The sequence below is a fragment of the Schumannella sp. GW821-FHT10F01 genome, assembly GCF_058809295.1.
Genome location: NZ_JBXASM010000011.1, coordinates 1 through 19,235 on the forward strand (window position 1 = coordinate 1; position 19,235 = coordinate 19,235).

Consider the following 19,235-nt stretch of genomic DNA (forward strand, 5'->3'; position numbering starts at 1 on the left):
CAGCCGCCGACGCCGCGGCGCGGCGCTCGCGGTCGATGCGGCGCTGCTCGGCCGCCCACACCGCGCGGTGCTCCTTCCACGCCTGCTGCTGTTCGCGCCACGCGGCGAGCTCGGCATCCGACGCACCGCCGGCGGGCTTCGGCGGCTCGGGCGGCGCCATCGGCTCGCCGATCGCGGTCGGGGCGGTGGCGGACGCGGCCGTGCCGCTCGCGGTCTCGAGGTGCTCGGTGTCGACGTCGGCGGACTCGCCGTCGGTGATGCCGCCGTCGGTGATGCCGTCATCCGTGACCGCCGCGCCGGTCGCCCCGTCCGCCGAACCCGACGGCTCGGGCGCGTGCGACGGCTCCGCCGCGCCGCCCGCGTCCGCCCGCGGCGCCTGCCGGGCGACGAGGGACGCGACGATGACGACGGCCGCGATCACGACGCCGGTCCAGAAGATCCGCCAGAGCGAGCCGGTCACGTCGGGGGCGCCCCAGTACGCCGCGCCGAGCCACCAGATGCCCGGAGCGACCGGCAGCAGCGCGACGAGCACGAGCACGGCGATGCCGATGAGGGCGCGGTCGAAGCGGCCTCGTCCGACGTCGAGGGCGTGGATGCGCCCCTGCTCGTCCGGCAGCAGCGCCCACGCCGCGGCGTAGGCGATCGTGACGGGCGCGCCGAGCACCGCGAGCGCGACGACGATGCCGCGCACGATGAGCGGGTCGATGCGCAGCCGGGCTGCGACCGCGAGGCAGACGCCGCCGAGCCAGCCGGCACCGCGCACCAGCCCGAGCGACCGGATCCACGAGAACAGCCGGGGCTCCTGCTGCGGCGGCGCGAGGGGAGGGGAGGAGGTCATGACCCGATCGTGCCCATCGGCGGCATCCGCCTCTATGGGGTGAGTCCCTGATTCGACCCTGATCGCCGGTGGCGGGCCGGATCCGGTCTGGTTGGATCGGCGTGTGACCGCCGCCCTCGCCGCCCGACCCGCGCTCGCGCGCCCGCGGCGGATGGTGCTCGGCGGGGTCTGCGCGGCGCTGGCGCGGCATCTCGGCCGACCCGTGGCCGTCGTGCGCGCCGTGCTGGTGCTGGCGGCGCTCGTCGGCGGCGCCGGCGCGCTGCTCTACCTGTGGCTGTGGGCGCTCGTCCCGCTCGAGGAGGGCGACGGCCGCGTTCGCCGCCGTATCCCGGGTGCGCTGATCCTCGCCGCGCTGTCGGGCGCTGCGGCCACGGTCGCCGTCGGGCTCGCCCTCGCGCGCGCCGGCGCCGCGAGCGGCGTCGTGCCCGGCGCGATCGAGAGCGCCGTGCTCGCGATCGGCGCCGTCGTCTGGACCCTCGCGCTCGATCGCGGCGAGCCGGGCCACGCACGGGCGCAGCGGGTCGTCGGCGGCGTGGCGGGCGGGGTGCTCGTGATCGAGGGCGTGCTGCTCCTGCCGGGGCAGACCCGTCCGGCGACCGCCGTGCTCGCGGTGGTGCTCGTCGCCGTCGGCATCGCCATCCTCGCGGCGCCGCGGGTGGTCGGCGCCTGGACGGACCTGCTGGCCGAGCGCAGCCAGCGCGTGCGCGAGTCGCAGCGCGCGGAGATCGCCGCCCACCTGCACGACTCCGTGCTGCAGACGCTCGCGGTGATCCAGCACCGCGCCGGACCGCACAGCGAGGTCGCGCGGCTCGCCCGCGCCCAGGAGCGCGAGCTGCGCGACTGGCTGTTCGCGGGCACGGATCCGTTCGCCGGCGATGTCGCCACCGAGCTCCGCAGCGTCGCCGGCGAGCTCGAGCTCGAGCATCCGGTGCGCTTCGAGATCGTGACCGTCGGCGACGTCGCGTCGATCGGCAGCGCCCCGCTGGTGGGCGCCGCGCGCGAGGCGATGCTCAACGCCGCCCGGCACGCGGGCGGCGAGGTGACGGTCTACATCGAGGCGAGCCCGTCGGAGGTGGAGGTCTTCGTGCGCGACCACGGCGAGGGCTTCGACCCCGACGCCCTGCCCGACGGCCGCATCGGCGTGCGGGAGTCGATCGTCGGCAGGATGGAGCGCGCGGGCGGCACCGCGCGGGTCCGCAGCAGCGCGAACGGCACCGAGGTGCACCTCCGGCTGCCGGGAGGGGAGGCCGCATGAGGGTGCTGCTGGTCGACGACCACTCGATCTTCCGGGCGGGGCTGCGCAGCGAGCTCGGCACCGAGGTCGAGGTGGTGGGGGAGGCGGCGACCGTCGACGACGCGGTCGCGGCCGTCCACGAGCTGCGGCCGGAGGTCGTCCTGCTCGACGTGCACCTGCCGGGGTCGCCGGGCGGCGGCGCCGAGGTGCTGCGGCGTTGCGCCGACGTGCTCGGGGAGGTGCGCTTCCTCGCGCTCAGCGTGTCCGACTCCGCCGAGGACGTCGTCGGCGTCATCCGGGCGGGTGCGCGGGGGTACATCACGAAATCGAGCTCCGGCGCGGATGTCGTGCGCGCCCTGGAGTCGGTGGCCGGCGGCGACGCCGTGTTCTCGCCGCGGCTCGCCGGCTTCGTGCTCGACGCCTTCGGCGCGGTGCAGGGCGAGCAGGCGGAGTCGAGCGACGAGCTCGACCGGCTCAGCGCGCGCGAGCGCGAGGTGATGCGCCTGATCGCCCGCGGCTACGCCTACAAGGAGGTCGCGGCCGACCTCTACATCTCGGTCAAGACGGTCGAGTCGCACGTCTCCGCGGTGCTGCGCAAGCTGCAGCTCTCGTCGCGGCACGAGCTCACGGCCTGGGCGCTCGAGCGCAAGCTGCTCTGATCCGATTCCCGGTCGATATCCGTCGCGCGCGCGAATCGAAATCGGCTCGGATATCGATTTCCGCAGACCGCGGATATCGACGGCGTGATTCCGGCGCGAAATCGCGTTTCATTTGCGATCGATATACCATTTCGATATGGCGCGACGGATCATCACCCAGCTCACCGACGACCTCGACGGCAGTGATCTGCCGGAGGGCACGCGGCCGACCACGTTCTCGGTCGACGGCGTGAACTACTCGATCGACCTCTCCGAGGCGAACGCCGACAAGCTCCACGACGCGCTCAAGCCGTTCGTCGACGCCGGCACCCGCGTCGGGGCGCCGTCCGCGGCCCGACGTCGCTCGCCCGGCACCGCCTCGTCCGGCCCCTCGGCCTCCGACCGCCTGCAGGCGATCCGCGGCTGGGCGCAGTCGAACGGCTACACGGTCGGCGACCGCGGCCGCATCAAGCAGGACATCGTCGACGCGTACGACGACGCCCACTGAGCCCGAGGCGGACGGCGTGGAGCCGGACGAGCTCACCGCGCTGCTCGCCGGCATCCCGGACGGCTGGACGCGCGTCCGCGTCGGCGGGCGCAGCTACGGGCTCACGCGCACGCCGCACGCCGGCGGCCGCACGCTGACGATCACCGCCGAGGAGCTCGGCGGAACGGATCTCGTCAGCGCGAACGTGCTCCGCACGCGCGCGGGCGACGTGCTGAAGCCGTGCGAGATGCCGACGGCGAAGGTGATGTCGTTCCTCCGGGCACTGGCGGACGGCGACGGGAACCGTTACTCTCCATAACGTTATGGAGAGTAACGATCAGAGCGGGTCGACACCGGAGGCCGCGGCGCCCGGCGGGCTCCCCGACCTGCTGACCGGCAATCCCGCCTTCCTTCTCTCCTGGGTCGCCCGCTCGGCCGAGCGGCGGTTCCACCGCACCGTCGAGGAGCACGGCCTCACGCCGCACCAGCTCGGCGTGCTCAGCTCGTTGCGCGGCGGGCCCCTCGTGCAGTCGCGCATCAGCGAGCGGCTCGACATCTTCAAGCCGGCGATGGTGGCGATCGTCAACCAGCTCGAGCGGAAGGGGCTCGTCGAGCGCCGGCCGCATCCGACCGACCGGCGCGCCCTCGAGGTGCACCTGCTGCCGGCCGCCGACGGGCTGCTCGACGCGGTCGACGCCGACCTCGGCGACCTGGCGGACGACCTGTTCGCGCCGCTCACGGCGTCCGAGCGGGCGGACCTGCACGGCGCCCTCCGCCGGATCGCCGCCGCGCAGGCGGCGGCCGCGTCCGCCGCGCCGGCATCCCCCGCGCCCGCGTCCGCCGCGCCGGCATCCCCTGCACCCGCCCCGACGGCATCCGCCGCGTCCCGTTCCGAGGAGTCCCGATGAGAGCCGTCCGCGTGCTCGTCCCGTCCCTGCTGATCCTGATCTGGCTCGCGGTCGGCGCCATCGGCGGTCCGTACTTCGGTCGCATCTCGGAGGTCGCCTCGAACGACCAGGCGAGCTACCTCCCCGCCAGCGCCGACGCCACGAAGGTCGCGGCGCTGCTGCCGGACTTCGCCGGCTCGGATGCGGTGCCCGCGATCGTCGTGATCGCCCGCGACGGCGCCCTCACCGACGCCGACCGCACCTGGGCCGACGACCTGGTGACGAAGCTCTCGCCGGACCAGCTCGACGGCGTGACGGAGGGCAGCCCGCTGATCCCGTCCGACGACGGGAAGGCCCTGGAGCTGATCGTGCCCGTCTCCGGCGACGTCGGCGACACGGTCGCCGCGATGGAGCAGGCCATCGGCACACCGCCGGACGGCCTCCAGGCGCTCGTCACCGGACCGGCCGGCTTCACCGCCGACCTGACCGGGGCGTTCGCCGGCATCGACGGCCTCCTGCTCGGCGTCGCGCTCGCCGCCGTCTTCGTGATCCTCATCGTCGTCTACCGCTCGCCGCTGCTGCCCCTGCTCGTGCTCGGCACCTCGGTCTTCGCGCTCAGCGCCGCGATCCTCGTCGTCTGGCATCTCGCCGACGCCGGCATCGTGCAGATCAACGGGCAGGTGCAGGGCATCCTGTTCATCCTCGTGATCGGCGCCGCCACCGACTACGCGCTGCTGTACACCTCGCGCTACCGGGAGGCGCTGCGCGACTCCGAGCGGCGATGGGACGCCACGCGGACCGCGCTGCGCGGCGCGCTCGAGCCGATCGCCGCCTCCGCCGGCACCGTGATCGCCGGCCTGCTCTGCCTGCTGCTCAGCGACCTCAACTCGAACAAGGCGCTCGGCCCGGTGGCGGCGATCGGCGTCGCCTGCGCGCTGCTCAGCGCGCTGACGCTGCTCCCCGCCCTGCTGCTGGCGACCGGACGGGCCGCCTTCTGGCCGCTCCGCCCGAAGTTCGGGTCCGCGCATCCGCGGCTCACCGGCGTCGACGCGAAGGGGCTCTGGCCGGCGGTGGGGCGGCTCGTCGCCCGGCGCGCGCGGCTCGTCTGGATCGTCTGCACCGTCGTGCTGCTCGGCGCCGGCCTCGGACTGACGCAGCTGAAGGCGGACGGCGTCGCCCAGAGCGACCTCGTGCTCGGCTCCAGCGCCGCACGCGACGGGCAGGCGGTGCTCGGCGAGCACTTCCCGGCGGGTTCCGGCAGCCCCGCCGTCGTGGTCGGCGACGCCGGCCGCCTCACCGAGCTGGCGGATGCCGTGTCCGGCACGGACGGCGTGGACTCGGTCGTGGCGGTCTCGGCCGACTCGCCCTCGGGCACGGTGCCCGTCGACGGCACGCCCGGCATCGCGGTGCCGCCGACCGAGGTCGACGGCCGGGTGATGCTGCAGGCCACGTTGTCGGAGGCGGCGGACTCGGTCGCGGCGGAGCAGACCGTCCGCGACCTCCGCACGGCGGTGAAGTCCGTCGACCCCGGCGCGCTGGTCGGCGGCGTGACGGCGATCCGGCTCGACACCGACGACACGACGATCCGCGACCGCACGCTGATCATCCCGATCGTGCTCGCCGTGATCCTGCTCATCCTCATGCTGCTGCTGCGGGCGGTCATCGCCCCGCTGCTGCTCGTCGGCACGGTCATCCTGTCGTTCGCCGCGGCCCTCGGCGCCTCCGCGCTCGTCTTCGACGGGATCTTCCGCTTCCCCGGCGCGGATCCGGCGGTGCCGCTGTTCGGCTTCGTGTTCCTCGTCGCGCTCGGCATCGACTACAACATCTTCCTCATGACGAGGGTGCGCGAGGAGTCGCTCGCCGTCGGCACGCGGGAGGGCGTGCTCCGCGGGCTGGCGGTCACCGGCGGCGTCATCACGAGCGCCGGCGTCGTGCTCGCGGCGACGTTCGCGGCGCTCGGCGTGATCCCGGTGCTGTTCCTCGCGCAGATCGCGTTCATCGTCGCGTTCGGGGTGCTGCTCGACACGATCGTCGTCCGGTCGCTGCTCGTGCCGGCGCTCGTGCACGACATCGGGCGCGCGGTCTGGTGGCCGTCCCGGCTCGCTCGCGGGAGCGCTCGCTAGCCTGGTGGCATGAGCGGCGGACTTCGCTGGGGCATCCTGTCGACCGGCCACATCGCACGGCAGTTCGCCGGCGACCTTCGGGCCTTCGGGCTCGACGTGCAGGCGGTCGGCGCCGCCGACGACCTCGGCAAGGCGGAGGCGTTCGCGGCCGACCTCGGCATCCCGCGCGCGCACGGCAGCTATGCCGACCTCGTGGCCGATCCCGGCATCGATGTCGTCTACGTCGGCACCATCCATCCGCTGCACGCCCCGAACGCGCTGCTCGCGCTGCGGGCCGGCAAGCACGTGCTCGTCGAGAAGCCGTTCGCGATGTCGCGGGCCGAGGGCGAGGAGGTGCTCGCCGAGGCGACCGCCCGCGGGCTGTTCGTGCAGGAGGCGCTGTGGACGCGGTACCTGCCGCAGATGGTGCGCATCCGCTCGATCCTCGAGGCGGGCACGCTCGGCGACGTGCGCACGGTGATCGCCCAGCACAGCCAGCGGCTCCCCGCCGACGACTACCCGCGCATGCACGTGCCGGAGCAGGGCGGCGGCGCGCTGCTCGACCTCGGCATCTACCCGGTGTCGCTGGCCTGGGACGTGCTGGGGGAGCCGGCGACGGTGACCGCGATCTCGACGCCGGCGCCGAGCGGCGTCGACGCGCAGACCTCCGTGCTGCTCGGCTACCCCGACGGCGAGCAGGCGGTGCTGCACACCCAGCTCGACGCGGCGGGCGCGAACGCGGCGCAGATCATCGGCACCCGCGGCCGCATCGAGCTCGACGGCATGTGGCTCGCGCCGACGACCTTCCGGGTGATCGCGTCCGACGGCACGGTGCTCGAGCGCTGGGACGAGAGCGTCATCGGCACCGGGCTCGGCTACGAGGCCCTCGCCGTCGAGGACGCGGTGCGCGACGGCCGCACCCGCACGACGGAGCTGCCGGCGGACGAGAGCGTGCGGATGCTCGGCACGCTCGACGAGATCCGCCGTCAGATCGGCCTCCGCTACCCTGGCGAGGGATGAGCGGCGATCCTCGGGACGGGACGCCGCCCGCGGACGAGCGGGACGGCGGCGCCTCGGCGACGCCTCCGGGGGCCCGCCCGGCAGCCGTGCGCGGCCTGCTCGACCGGGCCGGACTCACCGGTCTCGCCGCGTTCGTCGGCCGCCACCGCACCGGCGTGCTCGCCGGGTCGCTGACAGCCGTCTTCCTGCTGCTGGCCGCCGGATCCCTCGCCGCCGGCATCGGCTCCGCCTCCTCGGCGCCCGAGCCGACGCGCACCAGCACCCCGGACGCCGCGCCCACCGCCCGCCCGACGCCGGGCGCGCTGCCGGACGCCGTCCGCGTGCGCACCTGCTCCGCGGCGGCCGCCATCGCCGCCGACGGGCTGCCGGCGCTGCGCGCCACCGTGCTCTCCGGCACCGACGGCACCACGCTGCTGTCCCGGCATCCCGCCACCGGCTTCGCGCCCGGCTCGCTCGCGGGCGTCACGACCGCGGCCGCCGCGCTGGCGGTGCTCGGCCCGGACTTCCGGCTCGAGACGGACGTCGTCGACACCGGCTCCGGGGTCGCGCTCGTCGGCAGCGGCGATCCGACCCTCAGCGTGACCCCCGCCGGGCAGGAGAGCGTCTACGCCGGCGCCCCGAAGCTCGCCGATCTCGCGGCGTCGACGGTCGCGGCGTGGGCGACCGCGCATCCGGGGCAGCAGCTCACGAGCATCGTGCTCGACGCGACCGCCTGGAGCGCGGCCGACGGCTGGGACCCCGACTGGGATCCGGCGCTGCGCACGGACGGCGTGCTCGGCCCCGTCACGGCCCTCCAGCTCGACGGCGGCCGGACCGACCCCACCCAGCTCGTGAGCCCGCGCGGCGACGATCCGGTCACCGCGACCGGCACCGCGTTCGCGGCGGCGCTGCACGCGGCCGATCCGACCGGCGTCTTCGTGCCGGCCTCTCCGACCGTGACGATCGCGACCTCCACGACGACCGGCACGCGGCTGGCGGGCGCCCAGTCCCAGCCCCTGAGCACGCTCATCGCCCAGATGCTCGCCACCGGCGACGCCACCCTCGCGGAGTCGCTGGCCCGCGTGACGTCGGTGGAGGCCGGCGGGCGCGGCGCTTTGTCGTCCATCCCGGCGATCATGGATCAGGCGCTCGCCGAGTACGGCCTCGACACCGGCGACCTCGTGCTCGACGACGGATCCGGCAGCAGCCCCGCCGACCGGCTCACCACCGGCTACCTCGCCGCGCTGCTGCAGCTCGTGTCGGCGGGGCAGCAGAACCTCGATGTCGTGCGCGACGCGCTCGGCTCCGCCGGCGCCTCCGGCACGCTCGCCCCCCGGTTCGCCGGCACGAACGCGAAGGCCCGGGGCCACGTGACCGGGGTCGCCGCCGCGCCGTCGGGCGGCTCGGCCATGACCGGCGTCGTCACGCTGAAGGACGGCACGGCGCTCGCGTTCGCGGTCTCGGCCGCCGGCGACGGGGTTGCACCGGCCGCCGTCGACGCGCTCGTGGCCGCGGTCTACCGCTGCGGCGACAATCTCGCCGACCACTGACGCATCACCGCTGGAGGACGACATGGGCAGGGCCCTGCTGATCATCGACGTGCAGAACGACTTCACCGAGGGCGGCGCGCTCGGCGTCGAGGGCGGCGCGGCGGTCGCCGAGCACCTCACCGGCCTGCTGCGCGCGCATCCGGACCGCTACGACGCGGTGATCGCCTCCCGCGACTGGCACTCCGGCGAGAACGACAACGGCGGACACTTCGCCACGTCGTCCGCCCCCGACTTCGTGGAGACCTGGCCGGCGCACTGCGTCGCCGGCACCCCGGGTGCGGACTACCATCGGGCGCTCGACGCCGCGCTGATCGACGCGCACATCCGCAAGGGGCAGGGGCGCCCCGCGTACTCGATCTTCGAGGGCACGGACGACGACGGCCGCACCCTCCCCGAGGTGCTCGCTGCCCTCGGCGTGACCGAGGTCGACGTCGCCGGCATCGCGACCGACTACTGCGTGCGCGCCTCGGCGCTCGACGCCCTGGGCTCCGGACTGCCGGTGCGCGTGCTCACCGGGCTGGTCGCCGGGGTCGCTCCGGCCTCGAGTGCGGCGGCCCTTCAGGAGCTGGCCGCCGCCGGCGCGGAGCTGGTGCCCGGCGAGCAGCCGTAGGCGGGGCCGACGGCCCGCGCCGCGTCAGACCAGCAGCTGGTGGCGCGCGAGCTCCCGGTAGAGCGGGGTCGAGTCGAGCAGCTCCGCGTGGGTGCCGGTGCCGACCACCCGGCCGCCGTCGAGCACGACGATGACGTCGGAGTCGACGACCGTGGAGAGCCGGTGCGCGATGACGAGCAGCGTGCGGTCCTCGGCGACCCGGTCGATCGCCTCGCGGAGCAGCTGCTCGTTGCGGCCGTCCAGGGAGGCGGTCGCCTCGTCGAGCAGCAGGATCGGCGGCGCGGCGAGCAGCGTCCTGGCGATCGCGAGGCGCTGGCGCTCGCCGCCGGAGAGCATGACGCCGTTCTCGCCGACCTCGGCATCCAGTCCGTCGGGCGTGCGGTCGAGCACCTCGCCGAGATTCACGGCGCGGAGCACCGCGATGCACGCGTCGTCGGTCGCGGCCGGGGCGCCGAGCCGGAGGTTGTCGCGAAGTGAGCCGGCCAGGGCCGGCGCGTCCTGCTCGACGTAGCCGATCCGCGAGCGGAGATCGTGGCGGTCGAGCGCGCGGATGTCGCGGCCGTCGAGGCGGACCACGCCCGAGATCGGGTCGTAGAAGCGCTCGACGAGCGCGAGGATCGTGCTCTTGCCGGCACCGGACGGCCCGACGAGCGCGACCCGGGCACCGTGCGGCACCGCGAACGAGACGCCGTGGAGCACCTCGCGGGGAGCTCCGGCATCCGGTTCGGCCTCGTCGCCGACGGCGGCCGCGATGGCCTTCTCGCGCTCGGTGCGATGCGCGCTCGCGGGGTACCCGAACCGCACGTCGTCGAACGCGAGCGCCGGCGCACCAGGAGCGGACTCGGCGGCGGCCGCCGCGCCCGACGCGAGCCCGGCATCCGCCTCGTCCTCCGACGGGATCGAGATGACCTCCTGGATGCGACCGAGCGCCCCGAGCGCCTGGTTGAGGGAGTTGAACGCGCCGAACGCCTGGCCCAGCGGCATGATCATCATGAAGAGGAACAGGATGAACGCGACGAGATCCGCGATCGTGATCGCGCCGCTCGCCACGCGGTAGCCTCCGACGCCGAGCACGACGAGGAACGACAGCTGCATCGCGATGCCGGCGACCGGCACGACGGCGGCGGAGAAGCGCGCCACGCGGATGCCCGCCCGCCAGGCGCCGCGCGCGTGCTCCTCGACGGCGGCCGTCTCGCGCTCGGTGGCGTTCGCGGCGCGGATCGTGCGGATGGCGGTGACCGCGCGCTCGACGGCGGCGGCGAGCGAGCCCACGGCCTCCTGCTGCTCGCGGCTCGCGATGCGCACCCGGCCGCCGAGCCCGGCGACCGCGGCCACGGCGACCGCGATGACGAGCACGGTGAGCCCGAGCAGCACGGGGTCGATGATCGCCATGCCGATGATCGCGCCGACGAACACGATGGCGCCGCCGACCGAGTCGACGAGCCCCTGCGTCATCACGGCGTAGAGCAGCGTGGTGTCGCTGCCGACCCGCGACACGAGGTCGCCGGTGCGCCGCACGTCGAACTCGGCGATCGGCAGCCGCAGCATCCGCCGCACGAGCCGCTCGCGCGCCGTGAGCACGATGGAGGTGCCGGTGCGCTGCAGCAGGTAGTGCTGGAGGCCGCTGAGCAGCCCGGCCACGACGACGAGGCCCGCGAGCGCCCAGACCAGTCCGCCGAGCGGCTTGCCGCTCTGCACCAGGCCGATCACCTGGCTGACGATCGCCGGCTGGGCGAGGGACGCCCCGGCGCCGACGAGGCTGAGCAGCACGACCACGACGAGCACGCGGCGGTGGTCGCGCAGGTACGGCAGCAGGTCGCGGACGCCGACGCGGGGTCCGTCGTCGGCGCGGCGCCCGAACAGGCTCCGCCGCGGGGCGGTCGAGGCGGTCGGGCGGGACGAGCTCATGCGGTTCAGCATCCTCCGTGCTGGTGGGGAGGCGGCTGGGGGCCGCCCGTGGGACGCGGCGACGGCATCATCCGCCGCCGGGGGCGTCAGGTGGCCTGGATCGCGCAGGCGGCGGCGCCGCCCGACGTCGTGCTCTTCACCCAGTCGACGCCGGCCCCGGACGCACCGGTCACGGTGCACGTCGGGAACAGCAGCGGCAGCGGCTCGCTGCCGTCCGTGGTCGGCGCCACGGTGAAGCCGAACGCGAGCGACGCCCACGCCGCCGGCGACGAGTCGGGCGCGGCCACGTCGACCTCGCCCGTGCCGGGCCCGGTGAGCACCGCCGGCTGCGCGCAGTGGGGCACGTAGTCGCCGGGCTCCGGGTCGGCGCCGAGCACGGCGATCTGGGTGGCCGCGCCGTCGGCGACGACGCCGAAGACGCTCGACGAGGTCGGGGCCGGGAGGATCGCGACGGCGCCGCCGTCCCAGTCGCCGGCGCCCTCGGTCGCCGTCACGTCGATGCGCACGAACCGGTAGTCCTGCTGCGCGAAGGCGGCCGCGTCGAGCTCGCCCGAGCAGATCTGCGCGATCCGGGAGGCGATCGGCGCCCCGGCGGTGGAGTTCCAGTCGACCGCCTCGCGCACGGTCATCCGGAGCCGCAGCTCGACGCCGCTCTGCTGCCGGGCGGTCGCGTCCACGACGGCCAGCACGCCGTCGGGCAGCGCCGGGGCGGAGGCCGTCGGCGTCGGGCTCGCGGTGGGGCTCGCCGAGCCGGGCGTCGCGGAGCGGGTCGCGGAGCCGCCGGCGCCGAGTCCGCAGCCCGCCAGCAGGGCGGCCGAGGCGATCGCGACGGCCGCGGCGACGAGGGCGGTGCGTCGTCGCATTCCGGGCTCCTCGCGGGGTCGATCGGGCCGGACTCGGCACCGCGGTCAGTGTACCGACGCCCCGGATGTCGACAGCGTTCACATCTGTCGGACGTCGTCCCTAGAGTGAGCGGGTGCCTCCCGTCATCGCCGCCTCCGCACTGACCAAGCGCTACGGCGACGTGCTCGCCGTCGGCGGCATCGACTTCGAGGTGAGTCCGGGGGAGTCGTTCGGGCTGCTCGGGCCGAACGGCGCCGGCAAGTCGACGACGATGCGCATGATCGGCGCCGTGTCGACCCGCACGAGCGGCGACCTCAGCATCCTCGGCCTCGACCCGGATGCGAACGGCCCCGAGATCCGCGCCCAGCTCGGCGTCGTGCCGCAGCAGGACAACCTCGACATGGAGCTGACCGTGCGCGAGAACCTGCTCGTCTACGGCCGCTACTTCGGGCTGCCGCGGGCGCGCATCGCCGAGCGGGCCGATGAGCTGCTGCGGTTCGCGCAGCTCGAGGAGAAGGTCAAGGAGAAGGTCGACAACCTCTCCGGCGGCATGAAGCGCCGGCTCACGATCGCGCGCGGGCTCATCAACGACCCGCGCATCCTCCTGCTCGACGAGCCGACGACCGGGCTCGATCCGCAGGCCCGGCACATCCTCTGGGACCGCCTGTTCCGGCTCAAGGAGCAGGGCACCACCCTCGTGCTGACCACCCACTACATGGACGAGGCCGAGCAGCTCTGCGACCGCCTCGTGGTCGTCGACAAGGGCACGATCATGGCGGAGGGATCGCCGGCGGCGCTGATCCGCCAGTACTCGACGCGCGAGGTGCTCGAGGTGCGCTTCGGCTCGGACCGCAACGCCGAGGCCGCGGAGCGGATCGCCGGCATCGGCGACCGCCAGGAGGTGCTGCCCGACCGCGTGCTGGTCTACGCCGAGGACGGCGAGCACGCGTTGACGCAGGTCGTCGAGCTCGGACTGCAGCCGGTCACGAGCCTGGTGCGGCGCTCGAGCCTCGAGGACGTCTTCCTCCGCCTCACCGGACGGAGCCTCATCGAATGAGCACGGACCCGCTCGGCACCGGCGGCAGCGCCACCGGTGCCCGCACCGCGACCGGCGCCAGCCTCCCCAGCCGCGAGGAGTCGGTGCGCGCCGCCGCCCGCCCGCGTCGGCTCGGACCCCTCTTCGTCGCCGAGCACCAGCTGCGGACCATGTCGAAGTTCGGCATCACGATGATCGCCACGGCGATCGGCACGCCGGTGCTCTACCTGTTCGCGTTCGGGGTCGGCCTCGCGACGCTCATCACGAAGAACGTGGCGCCCTCTGGGTCCGGCACGGTCGACTACATCCAGTTCGTGGCCCCGGCGCTGCTCGTGACGGCCGCGACGCTGGTCGCCAGCGAGGAGCTGACGTTCGGCGTGCTGCTCGGGCTGAAATGGAACCCGACCTGGGTCGGCATGAACGCGACGCCGCTCAGCGCGGCCCAGATCGTCAGCGGCCACTTCCTCTTCATCGGCGTGCGGATGATCATCACGACCGTCATCTACTACGTCGTGATCGTCTGCTTCGGCGCGATGCCCTCGCCGCTCGGCGTGCTCGTCATCCCCGTCGGCCTCCTCTCCGGCTACGCCTGGACGCTGGTGGGCGCGTACAGCGCGACGATCCGCGAGGACAAGGGCCAGTTCGCCGTGCTCCAGCGCGTCGTCATCCTGCCGCTCACGCTGTTCAGCGGCACGGTGTTCCCGCTGACGCAGCTGCCGCCGTGGCTCCAGCCGCTCGGCTGGCTCTCGCCGCTGTGGCACGGCAGTGAGCTCGGGCGCCAGTTCGCGTACGGCCCGACCGAGCCGCTCTGGCTCACGCTCGTGCACGTCGTCTACCTCGGCGGGCTGGCCGCCGCCGGCTGGCTGCTCTGCCAGCGCGTCGTCACCAGGAGGCTCGACAAGTGACCGCCACGACGGATCGGGAGGCCGTGGTCGTGCGCCGCGGCGGCGGCGTGCGGGCGCTCTACGCCGGCAACGCGCGCTCCGTGGTCGTGCGCGGCCTGGTCGCCACCCGCAGCACGAACTGGATCATCGTGCTCACCGGCGTCGTCGAGCCGGTGTTCTACCTGCTCTCGCTCGGCGTCGGGCTGGGGTCGTACATCTCCGGCGTCACCGACGCGAACGGCGATCCGATCTCGTACCCGGCGTTCATCGCGCCGGCGCTGCTCGCCGTGTCGGCCATGAACGGCGCCATCTACGACTCGACGTGGAACGTGTTCTTCAAGATGCACTTCGGCAAGCTCTACCAGGGCATGCTCGCCACCAGCCTCGGCCCGCTCGACATCGCGCTCGGCGAGATCCTGCTGGCGCTGCTGCGCGGCGGCGTCTACGGCACGATCTTCCTCATCGTCATGAGCGTGCTCGGGCTGAACCTGTCGTGGTGGGCGCTGCTCGCGCTGCCGGCCATCCTGCTCATCGCGTTCGGCTTCGCGAGCCTCGGCATGGCGGTCACCAGCTACATGAAGACGTTCCAGCACATGGACTGGATCCAGTTCGTGCTGCTGCCGATGTTCCTGCTGTCGGCGACCTTCTACCCGCTCAGCGTCTACTCCGAGCCGATCCAGTGGTTCATCCGCTGCCTGCCGCTCTGGCACGGGGTCGAGCTGGTGCGCGGTCTCACGACCGGCGCCGTCGGCCCGATCATGCTCGTGCACGTGCTCTACTACGCGATCATGATCGCCGTCGGCATGACGTTCACGACCCGCCGCCTCCGCGCCCTGTTCCTGGACTAGCGCGACCGGGCTGACGAGGCCGCGGCCGCGCACGCTCAGCCCGCGAGCAGCCCGGACTTCTCCGGATGCCGGTCGAACCACTGCGCCACGAACCAGCACATCGGCACCACCTTGCGGGTGCCGTCGCGCTCGACGTCGGCGATGGCGAAGTCGACGAGCTGCTCGGCCAGCCCCCGCCCGCGGTGGGTCGGGCGGGTGAACGTGTGCGGGAACGAGATCAGCCCGTCCTGCAGCCGGTAGTCCGCGATGCTGATGACCTCGCCGTCGACGAGCAGGGCGTAGCGGGAGGCATCCGGCTGGTTCTCGATCACGACGTCGGCCGCAGCGTTCTCAGACACGGTCCGATCCTGCCCCGGATGCGGCCCGCGCGCCGGATGCCGGGACGGTTCCCGGCATCCGCACGGCGCTACTCGACGATGGTCGCGAAGTCGGCGTTCCGCGTCTCGCGGCTGAGCCGGAGCGCGATGAGCGTGAGCACTCCCGCGACGGAGAGGTAGATGCCGACGAGCACGACGCTGCCGCCGGCCAGCCCCCAGAGCCAGACGGCGATGAACGGCGCGACCGCGGCGCCGATGATGCTCGACACGTTGTAGCTGACGCCGGAGCCGGTGTAGCGCACGTTCGTGGCGAACAGCTCGGGCAGCGCGGCGCCCATCGGCCCGAACGTGAGCCCCATGAGGGAGAAGCCGATGATGAGCCAGAACAGCACGCCGACGAGCCCGGCGCCGGCGAGCGGCACGAACAGGAAGCCGAACACGATGATGCCGAGCGTCACGACGGAGAGCATGTTGCGGCGCCCGAAGCGCTCCGCGAGCGGACCGGCGACGAGCGTGAAGATGCCGAAGAACACGACGCCGATGATGAGCAGCACGAGGAAGTCGGTGCGCACGTAGCCGAGACCCGGGTTGAACGTCGCCGGGTCGAACGCCTTGCCGGCGGCCTCCGCGGCGGCGCGGGCGGCGGCCTCCGACGAGGGCGCGGTGCCGTACGTCAGCGTGAACGTGGTCATGAGGTAGAAGAGCACGTAGGTCGCCAGCATGATGAACGTGCCGAGGATGAGCTGGCGCCAGCTGGTGCGGAACACACGGCCGAGCGGCAGCTTGGCGACCGCACCCGCCTCCACCACCTTCGTGAACGCGGGTGCCTCGACCAGGCGGAACCGCACGTAGAGCCCGACGAGCACGAGCAGCGCGCTCGCGAGGAACGGGATGCGCCAGCCCCACGCCGCGAAGTCGGCCGACGACATGGTCAGGGCGAGCACGAGGAACAGGCCGTTCGAGATGATGAAGCCGATCGGCGCGCCGAGCTGCGGGAAGGTGCCGAAGATCGCGCGCTTGCCCTCCGGCGCGTTCTCGGTCGCGAGCAGCGCGGCGCCGCTCCACTCGCCGCCGAGGCCGATGCCCTGGGCGAAGCGGAGGATGGTGAGCAGCGCGGGGGCGAGCACCGACCAGCCCGGCGTCGTCGCGCCCGGCAGGCAGCCGATGAGGAACGTGGCGACGCCCATCGTGAGCAGGGCGGCGATGAGCGTGGTCTTGCGGCCGACGCGGTCCCCGAAGTGGCCGAACAGGATCGAGCCGACCGGGCGTCCGATGAAGGCGGCGCCGAACGAGGCGAACGAGGCGAGCAGCGCCGTCGTCGGGTCCTGGTTCGGGAAGAACAGCGCGGGGAAGACGAGCACGGCCGCGGTCGCGTAGGCGTAGAAGTCGTAGAACTCGATCGAGGTGCCGATGAGGCTGGCGATGAGCACCCGGCTGCGCGGGTTGGCGGTGCCGGACTCGGCCGACGGGGTGGTGGTGGACACGGGGAGGCTCCGGGGCGGTCGGACGTCGGGCCGGCGGGGATCTTCGGGCGGCAGGTGATGCACGCCCGGACGCGCGCGCCGGGAGGACGGAGGAGGGGGCGGACGGCTTGTGGCCGTCCGCCCCCTATCCTACGGATGTTTCACAGTCGTGAACGACTGCCGTGCATCGCCTCAGCCGGCGCGCAGCCCGCGGATGACGTGGGCCGTCGCGATCGCCGCCTCGGCGGCGCGGCCGCCGACGTCCTCCTTCGAGTCCGGCAGGCCGGCCCGGTCGAGGCCCTGCTGCTCGGTGTCGACGGTGAGCACGCCGAAGCCGACCGGCTTGCCGCTGTCGAGCGCGACGCGGGTGAGCCCGTCGGTCGCCGCGGCCGCGACGAAGTCGAAGTGCGGGGTCTCGCCGCGCACGATCACGCCGAGCGCGACCACGGCATCCGCCCCGGCGTCGAGCGCCGCCTTCGCCGCCACGGGCAGCTCGAAGCTGCCCGGCACCTGCACCTCGGTCCAGGTCGCGTTCGAGCGCTCCAGCTCGCGGCGCGCACCGGCGAGCAGCCCGCCCGCGATCTCGTTGTGCCACAGGCCCGAGACGATGACGATGCGGAGTCCCGCTCCGTCCGCCGCGTCGAGCTCCGGTCGTCCTTCGCCGCTCATGCGGTCCTCCCCTTCCGCGCCGCCACGGCGCGCTGCATGGTCTCGTCGAGCACCTCGTGCGTCGGCAGGGCGTGGCCCATCCGGTCGCGCTTGGCGTCGAGGTAGCCCTCGTTGAATTCGCCGACGCCCACCACGAGGGGCACCAGCTCGGTCACCTCGACCCCGCGCTCGGCGAGCTGCCGGGCCTTCTCGGGGTTGTTGCTCAGCAGCCGGACGGTGCCGATGCCGAGGTCCTTGAGGATCGCGGTGGCCGCGCCGTAGTCGCGCGCGTCCGCCGGCAGCCCGAGCGCCAGGTTGGCGTCGAGCGTGTCCATCCCGTCCTCCTGCAGCCGGTAGGCGCGGAGCTTGTTGATGAGCCCGATCCCGCGGCCCTCGTGACCGCGGAGGTAGATGACGACGCCGCCCTCGTCGCGGATCGTCTCGAGCGCGGCCTGCAACTGCGGGCCGCACTCGCACTTGAGTGAGCCGAAGGCCTCGCCGGTCAGGCACTCGGAGTGCACGCGCACGAGCGTGCCGTCGACCGGGTCCCCGGCGATCCAGGCGACGTGGTCGGCGCCGGTCGACCGGTCGCGGTACGCGCGCACGCGGAACGCGCCGTGCTGCGTCGGCACCGTGGTCTCGACCTCGAACGTGACGCGCTCGAACTCGGGGATCTCCGCGACCGCCTCCGGGTCGGCCTCGCAGTTGCGCTCCTCCATGAAGCGGATGAGCGCCTCGATGGTGATCACCGGCACGCCCTCGCGCTCGCCGAGCGCGATGAGCCCGGGCAGCCGCTCCATCTCGCCGTTGTCGGCGACGATCTCGCTGATCGCGGCGACCGGCAGCAGTCCGGCGAGCTTCATGAGGTCGACGGAGGCCTCCGTGTGGCCGTCGCGCTCGCGCACGCCGCCGTCGACGGAGCGCAGCGGCAGGATATGGCCCGGGCGATGCAGGCTGGAGGGCTCCGAGGCCGGGTCGGCCAGCACGCGGAGGGTGTGGGCCCGGTCGGAGGCGGAGATGCCGGTGCTGTAGCGGTCCGCCGCGTCGACGCTGATCGTGTACGCGGTGCCGCGCGGGTCCTGGTTGTCGGCGACCATCGGCGGCAGCTCGAGGCGGTCGGCGATCTCGTTCGTCAGGGGCGCGCAGATGAAGCCGGAGCTGTGCCTCACCATCCAGGCGAGCCACTCCTGGCTCGCCGTCTGCGCGGCGAGCACGACGTCGCCCTCGTTCTCGCGGCCCTCGTCGTCGGCGACGATGATCGGACGGCCCGCGCGGAGTGCGGCGAGGGCCTCGGGGATGCTGGCGAGGCTCATGCCCGCCCTCCTTCGGTGTGCAGGGAGTCGAACTCCCGGGCGCGCAGCACCTGCCGCGCGAGGATGTCGGTCTCGAGGTTCGCGGCGTCGCCGACGGACTTCGACCCGAGGGTGGTGGCGGCGAGCGTCTCGGGGATGAGGGAGACCTCGAGCCACTGATCCGGCTCCGCCGCGTCGCTGACCGCGCTGACCGTGAGCGAGGTGCCGTCGATGGTGATCGAGCCCTTGCGCGCGACGAGCGGCGCGAGCTCGGGATCGAGGGTGAAGCGCACGACGCGCCAGGCGGAGCCGTCCTCGATGGAGAGCACGCGGGTGGTGCCGTCGACGTGCCCCTGCACGATGTGGCCGCCGAGCCGGTCGCCGAGGGCGGCCGCGCGCTCGATGTTGACCCGGTCGCCGACGCCGATCGCGCCGATCGTGGAGGCGGCGATCGACTCCGCCATGACGTCGGCGGTGAACCAGTCGGCGCCCTGGTCGACGACCGTCAGGCAGACGCCGCTGACCGAGATGGAGTCGCCGTGCGCCGCGTCGGAGGCGGCGATGGGTGCGCGCACGGTGAGCCGTGCGGCGTCGTCGCCGCGCTCCCAGGCGAGCACCTCGCCGAGCTCCTCGATGATGCCGGTGAACATG

20 protein-coding genes are annotated in these 19,235 nt (G+C 73.8%); 12 read left to right on the plus strand and 8 right to left on the minus strand.

Annotated features, from left to right (window positions below):
• A partial coding sequence (locus tag AC1RSJ_RS12775) for a PspC domain-containing protein (RefSeq protein ID WP_493118772.1) occupies positions 1-838 on the minus strand: 838 nt, incomplete at its 3' end.
• 103 nt (positions 839-941) lie between these two features.
• Here AC1RSJ_RS12775 and AC1RSJ_RS12780 point away from each other — a divergent pair.
• From AC1RSJ_RS12780 to AC1RSJ_RS12820, 9 genes are all read left to right on the plus strand, one after another.
• A complete protein-coding gene (locus AC1RSJ_RS12780; protein ID WP_493118773.1) occupies positions 942-2,093 on the plus strand; it encodes a sensor histidine kinase in 1,152 nt (383 codons plus the stop codon).
• Complete coding sequence (locus tag AC1RSJ_RS12785; RefSeq protein ID WP_493118774.1) at positions 2,090-2,731, plus strand: LuxR C-terminal-related transcriptional regulator; 642 nt, start codon at positions 2,090-2,092, stop codon at positions 2,729-2,731. Before AC1RSJ_RS12780 ends, AC1RSJ_RS12785 begins: the two co-directional genes overlap by 4 nt.
• 136 nt (positions 2,732-2,867) lie before the next feature.
• Complete coding sequence (locus AC1RSJ_RS12790) at positions 2,868-3,218, plus strand: histone-like nucleoid-structuring protein Lsr2 (protein WP_493118775.1); 351 nt, start codon at positions 2,868-2,870, stop codon at positions 3,216-3,218.
• Between the two features lie 16 nt (positions 3,219-3,234).
• Positions 3,235-3,516, plus strand: a complete 282-nt coding sequence (locus AC1RSJ_RS12795; protein ID WP_493118776.1) for a hypothetical protein — start codon at positions 3,235-3,237, stop codon at positions 3,514-3,516.
• Positions 3,517-3,520: 4 nt separating this feature from the next.
• Positions 3,521-4,105 carry a MarR family winged helix-turn-helix transcriptional regulator gene (locus AC1RSJ_RS12800; RefSeq protein ID WP_493118777.1) on the plus strand — a complete coding sequence of 195 codons (585 nt, stop codon included), beginning with the start codon at positions 3,521-3,523 and terminating at the stop codon, positions 4,103-4,105.
• Positions 4,102-6,207: an MMPL family transporter gene (locus AC1RSJ_RS12805; protein ID WP_493118778.1), complete on the plus strand. Its 2,106-nt coding sequence runs from the start codon at positions 4,102-4,104 to the stop codon at positions 6,205-6,207. The genes AC1RSJ_RS12800 and AC1RSJ_RS12805 overlap by 4 nt, the downstream gene beginning before the upstream one ends.
• 9 nt (positions 6,208-6,216) lie before the next feature.
• Entirely contained in the window at positions 6,217-7,206 is a 990-nt protein-coding gene (locus tag AC1RSJ_RS12810; RefSeq protein ID WP_493118779.1) for a Gfo/Idh/MocA family protein, read from the plus strand.
• Positions 7,203-8,735, plus strand: coding sequence for a D-alanyl-D-alanine carboxypeptidase (locus AC1RSJ_RS12815; RefSeq protein ID WP_493118780.1), 1,533 nt, complete (start codon positions 7,203-7,205; stop codon positions 8,733-8,735). Before AC1RSJ_RS12810 ends, AC1RSJ_RS12815 begins: the two co-directional genes overlap by 4 nt.
• A gap of 22 nt (positions 8,736-8,757) precedes the next feature.
• Positions 8,758-9,345, plus strand: coding sequence for an isochorismatase family protein (locus AC1RSJ_RS12820; RefSeq protein ID WP_493118781.1), 588 nt, complete (start codon positions 8,758-8,760; stop codon positions 9,343-9,345).
• 24 nt (positions 9,346-9,369) lie between these two features.
• Here AC1RSJ_RS12820 and AC1RSJ_RS12825 read toward each other — a convergent pair whose 3' ends face one another.
• Complete coding sequence (locus AC1RSJ_RS12825) at positions 9,370-11,253, minus strand: ABC transporter ATP-binding protein (RefSeq protein WP_493118782.1); 1,884 nt, start codon at positions 11,251-11,253, stop codon at positions 9,370-9,372.
• An 86-nt stretch (positions 11,254-11,339) separates the two neighbouring features.
• Complete coding sequence (locus AC1RSJ_RS12830) at positions 11,340-12,116, minus strand: hypothetical protein (protein WP_493118783.1); 777 nt, start codon at positions 12,114-12,116, stop codon at positions 11,340-11,342.
• A 113-nt stretch (positions 12,117-12,229) separates the two neighbouring features.
• Between AC1RSJ_RS12830 and AC1RSJ_RS12835 the strand changes: the two genes are divergently transcribed.
• From AC1RSJ_RS12835 to AC1RSJ_RS12845, 3 genes are read left to right on the plus strand one after another with little or no spacing between them, the layout of a single operon-like run.
• Positions 12,230-13,153 (plus strand): ABC transporter ATP-binding protein, encoded by a 924-nt coding sequence (locus tag AC1RSJ_RS12835; RefSeq protein ID WP_493118784.1) that lies wholly within the window; start codon positions 12,230-12,232, stop codon positions 13,151-13,153.
• Entirely contained in the window at positions 13,150-14,037 is an 888-nt protein-coding gene (locus AC1RSJ_RS12840) for an ABC transporter permease (protein WP_493118785.1), read from the plus strand. Before AC1RSJ_RS12835 ends, AC1RSJ_RS12840 begins: the two co-directional genes overlap by 4 nt.
• A complete protein-coding gene (locus AC1RSJ_RS12845) occupies positions 14,034-14,864 on the plus strand; it encodes an ABC transporter permease (RefSeq protein WP_493118786.1) in 831 nt (276 codons plus the stop codon). Before AC1RSJ_RS12840 ends, AC1RSJ_RS12845 begins: the two co-directional genes overlap by 4 nt.
• 35 nt (positions 14,865-14,899) lie before the next feature.
• On the opposite strand, the gene AC1RSJ_RS12850 is transcribed toward AC1RSJ_RS12845, so the two are convergent.
• The 5 genes from AC1RSJ_RS12850 to AC1RSJ_RS12870 all read right to left on the minus strand — a co-directional run bounded on the left by AC1RSJ_RS12850 (position 14,900) and on the right by AC1RSJ_RS12870 (position 19,234).
• Positions 14,900-15,202 carry a GNAT family N-acetyltransferase gene (locus tag AC1RSJ_RS12850; protein WP_493118787.1) on the minus strand — a complete coding sequence of 101 codons (303 nt, stop codon included), beginning with the start codon at positions 15,200-15,202 and terminating at the stop codon, positions 14,900-14,902.
• Positions 15,203-15,270: 68 nt separating this feature from the next.
• Positions 15,271-16,665, minus strand: a complete 1,395-nt coding sequence (locus AC1RSJ_RS12855) for an MFS transporter (RefSeq protein ID WP_493118788.1) — start codon at positions 16,663-16,665, stop codon at positions 15,271-15,273.
• A 171-nt stretch (positions 16,666-16,836) separates the two neighbouring features.
• Positions 16,837-17,313: a 6,7-dimethyl-8-ribityllumazine synthase gene (ribH, locus tag AC1RSJ_RS12860; protein WP_493118789.1), complete on the minus strand. Its 477-nt coding sequence runs from the start codon at positions 17,311-17,313 to the stop codon at positions 16,837-16,839.
• Entirely contained in the window at positions 17,310-18,605 is a 1,296-nt protein-coding gene (ribA, locus tag AC1RSJ_RS12865) for a GTP cyclohydrolase II (protein ID WP_493118790.1), read from the minus strand. The genes ribH and ribA overlap by 4 nt, the downstream gene beginning before the upstream one ends.
• On the minus strand, positions 18,602-19,234 hold the full coding sequence (locus AC1RSJ_RS12870; protein ID WP_493118791.1) for a riboflavin synthase: 633 nt from the start codon (positions 19,232-19,234) through the stop codon (positions 18,602-18,604). Before AC1RSJ_RS12870 ends, ribA begins: the two co-directional genes overlap by 4 nt.
• Position 19,235 lies beyond the last annotated feature (1 nt).

Bases quoted from the DNA above. Each gene is read 5' to 3' on its own strand.
- AC1RSJ_RS12830 (WP_493118783.1), bottom strand. From the start codon at position 12,116: ATGCGACGACGCACCGCCCTCGTCGCCGCGGCCGTCGCGATCGCCTCG.
- AC1RSJ_RS12840 (WP_493118785.1), top strand. From the start codon at position 13,150: ATGAGCACGGACCCGCTCGGCACCGGCGGCAGCGCCACCGGTGCCCGC.
- AC1RSJ_RS12825 (WP_493118782.1), bottom strand. From the start codon at position 11,253: ATGAGCTCGTCCCGCCCGACCGCCTCGACCGCCCCGCGGCGGAGCCTG.
- ribA (WP_493118790.1), bottom strand. From the start codon at position 18,605: ATGAGCCTCGCCAGCATCCCCGAGGCCCTCGCCGCACTCCGCGCGGGC.
- ribH (WP_493118789.1), bottom strand. From the start codon at position 17,313: ATGAGCGGCGAAGGACGACCGGAGCTCGACGCGGCGGACGGAGCGGGA.
- AC1RSJ_RS12805 (WP_493118778.1), top strand. From the start codon at position 4,102: ATGAGAGCCGTCCGCGTGCTCGTCCCGTCCCTGCTGATCCTGATCTGG.
- AC1RSJ_RS12785 (WP_493118774.1), top strand. From the start codon at position 2,090: ATGAGGGTGCTGCTGGTCGACGACCACTCGATCTTCCGGGCGGGGCTG.
- AC1RSJ_RS12810 (WP_493118779.1), top strand. From the start codon at position 6,217: ATGAGCGGCGGACTTCGCTGGGGCATCCTGTCGACCGGCCACATCGCA.
- AC1RSJ_RS12790 (WP_493118775.1), top strand. From the start codon at position 2,868: ATGGCGCGACGGATCATCACCCAGCTCACCGACGACCTCGACGGCAGT.
- AC1RSJ_RS12815 (WP_493118780.1), top strand. From the start codon at position 7,203: ATGAGCGGCGATCCTCGGGACGGGACGCCGCCCGCGGACGAGCGGGAC.
- AC1RSJ_RS12800 (WP_493118777.1), top strand. From the start codon at position 3,521: ATGGAGAGTAACGATCAGAGCGGGTCGACACCGGAGGCCGCGGCGCCC.
- AC1RSJ_RS12820 (WP_493118781.1), top strand. From the start codon at position 8,758: ATGGGCAGGGCCCTGCTGATCATCGACGTGCAGAACGACTTCACCGAG.
- AC1RSJ_RS12870 (WP_493118791.1), bottom strand. From the start codon at position 19,234: ATGTTCACCGGCATCATCGAGGAGCTCGGCGAGGTGCTCGCCTGGGAG.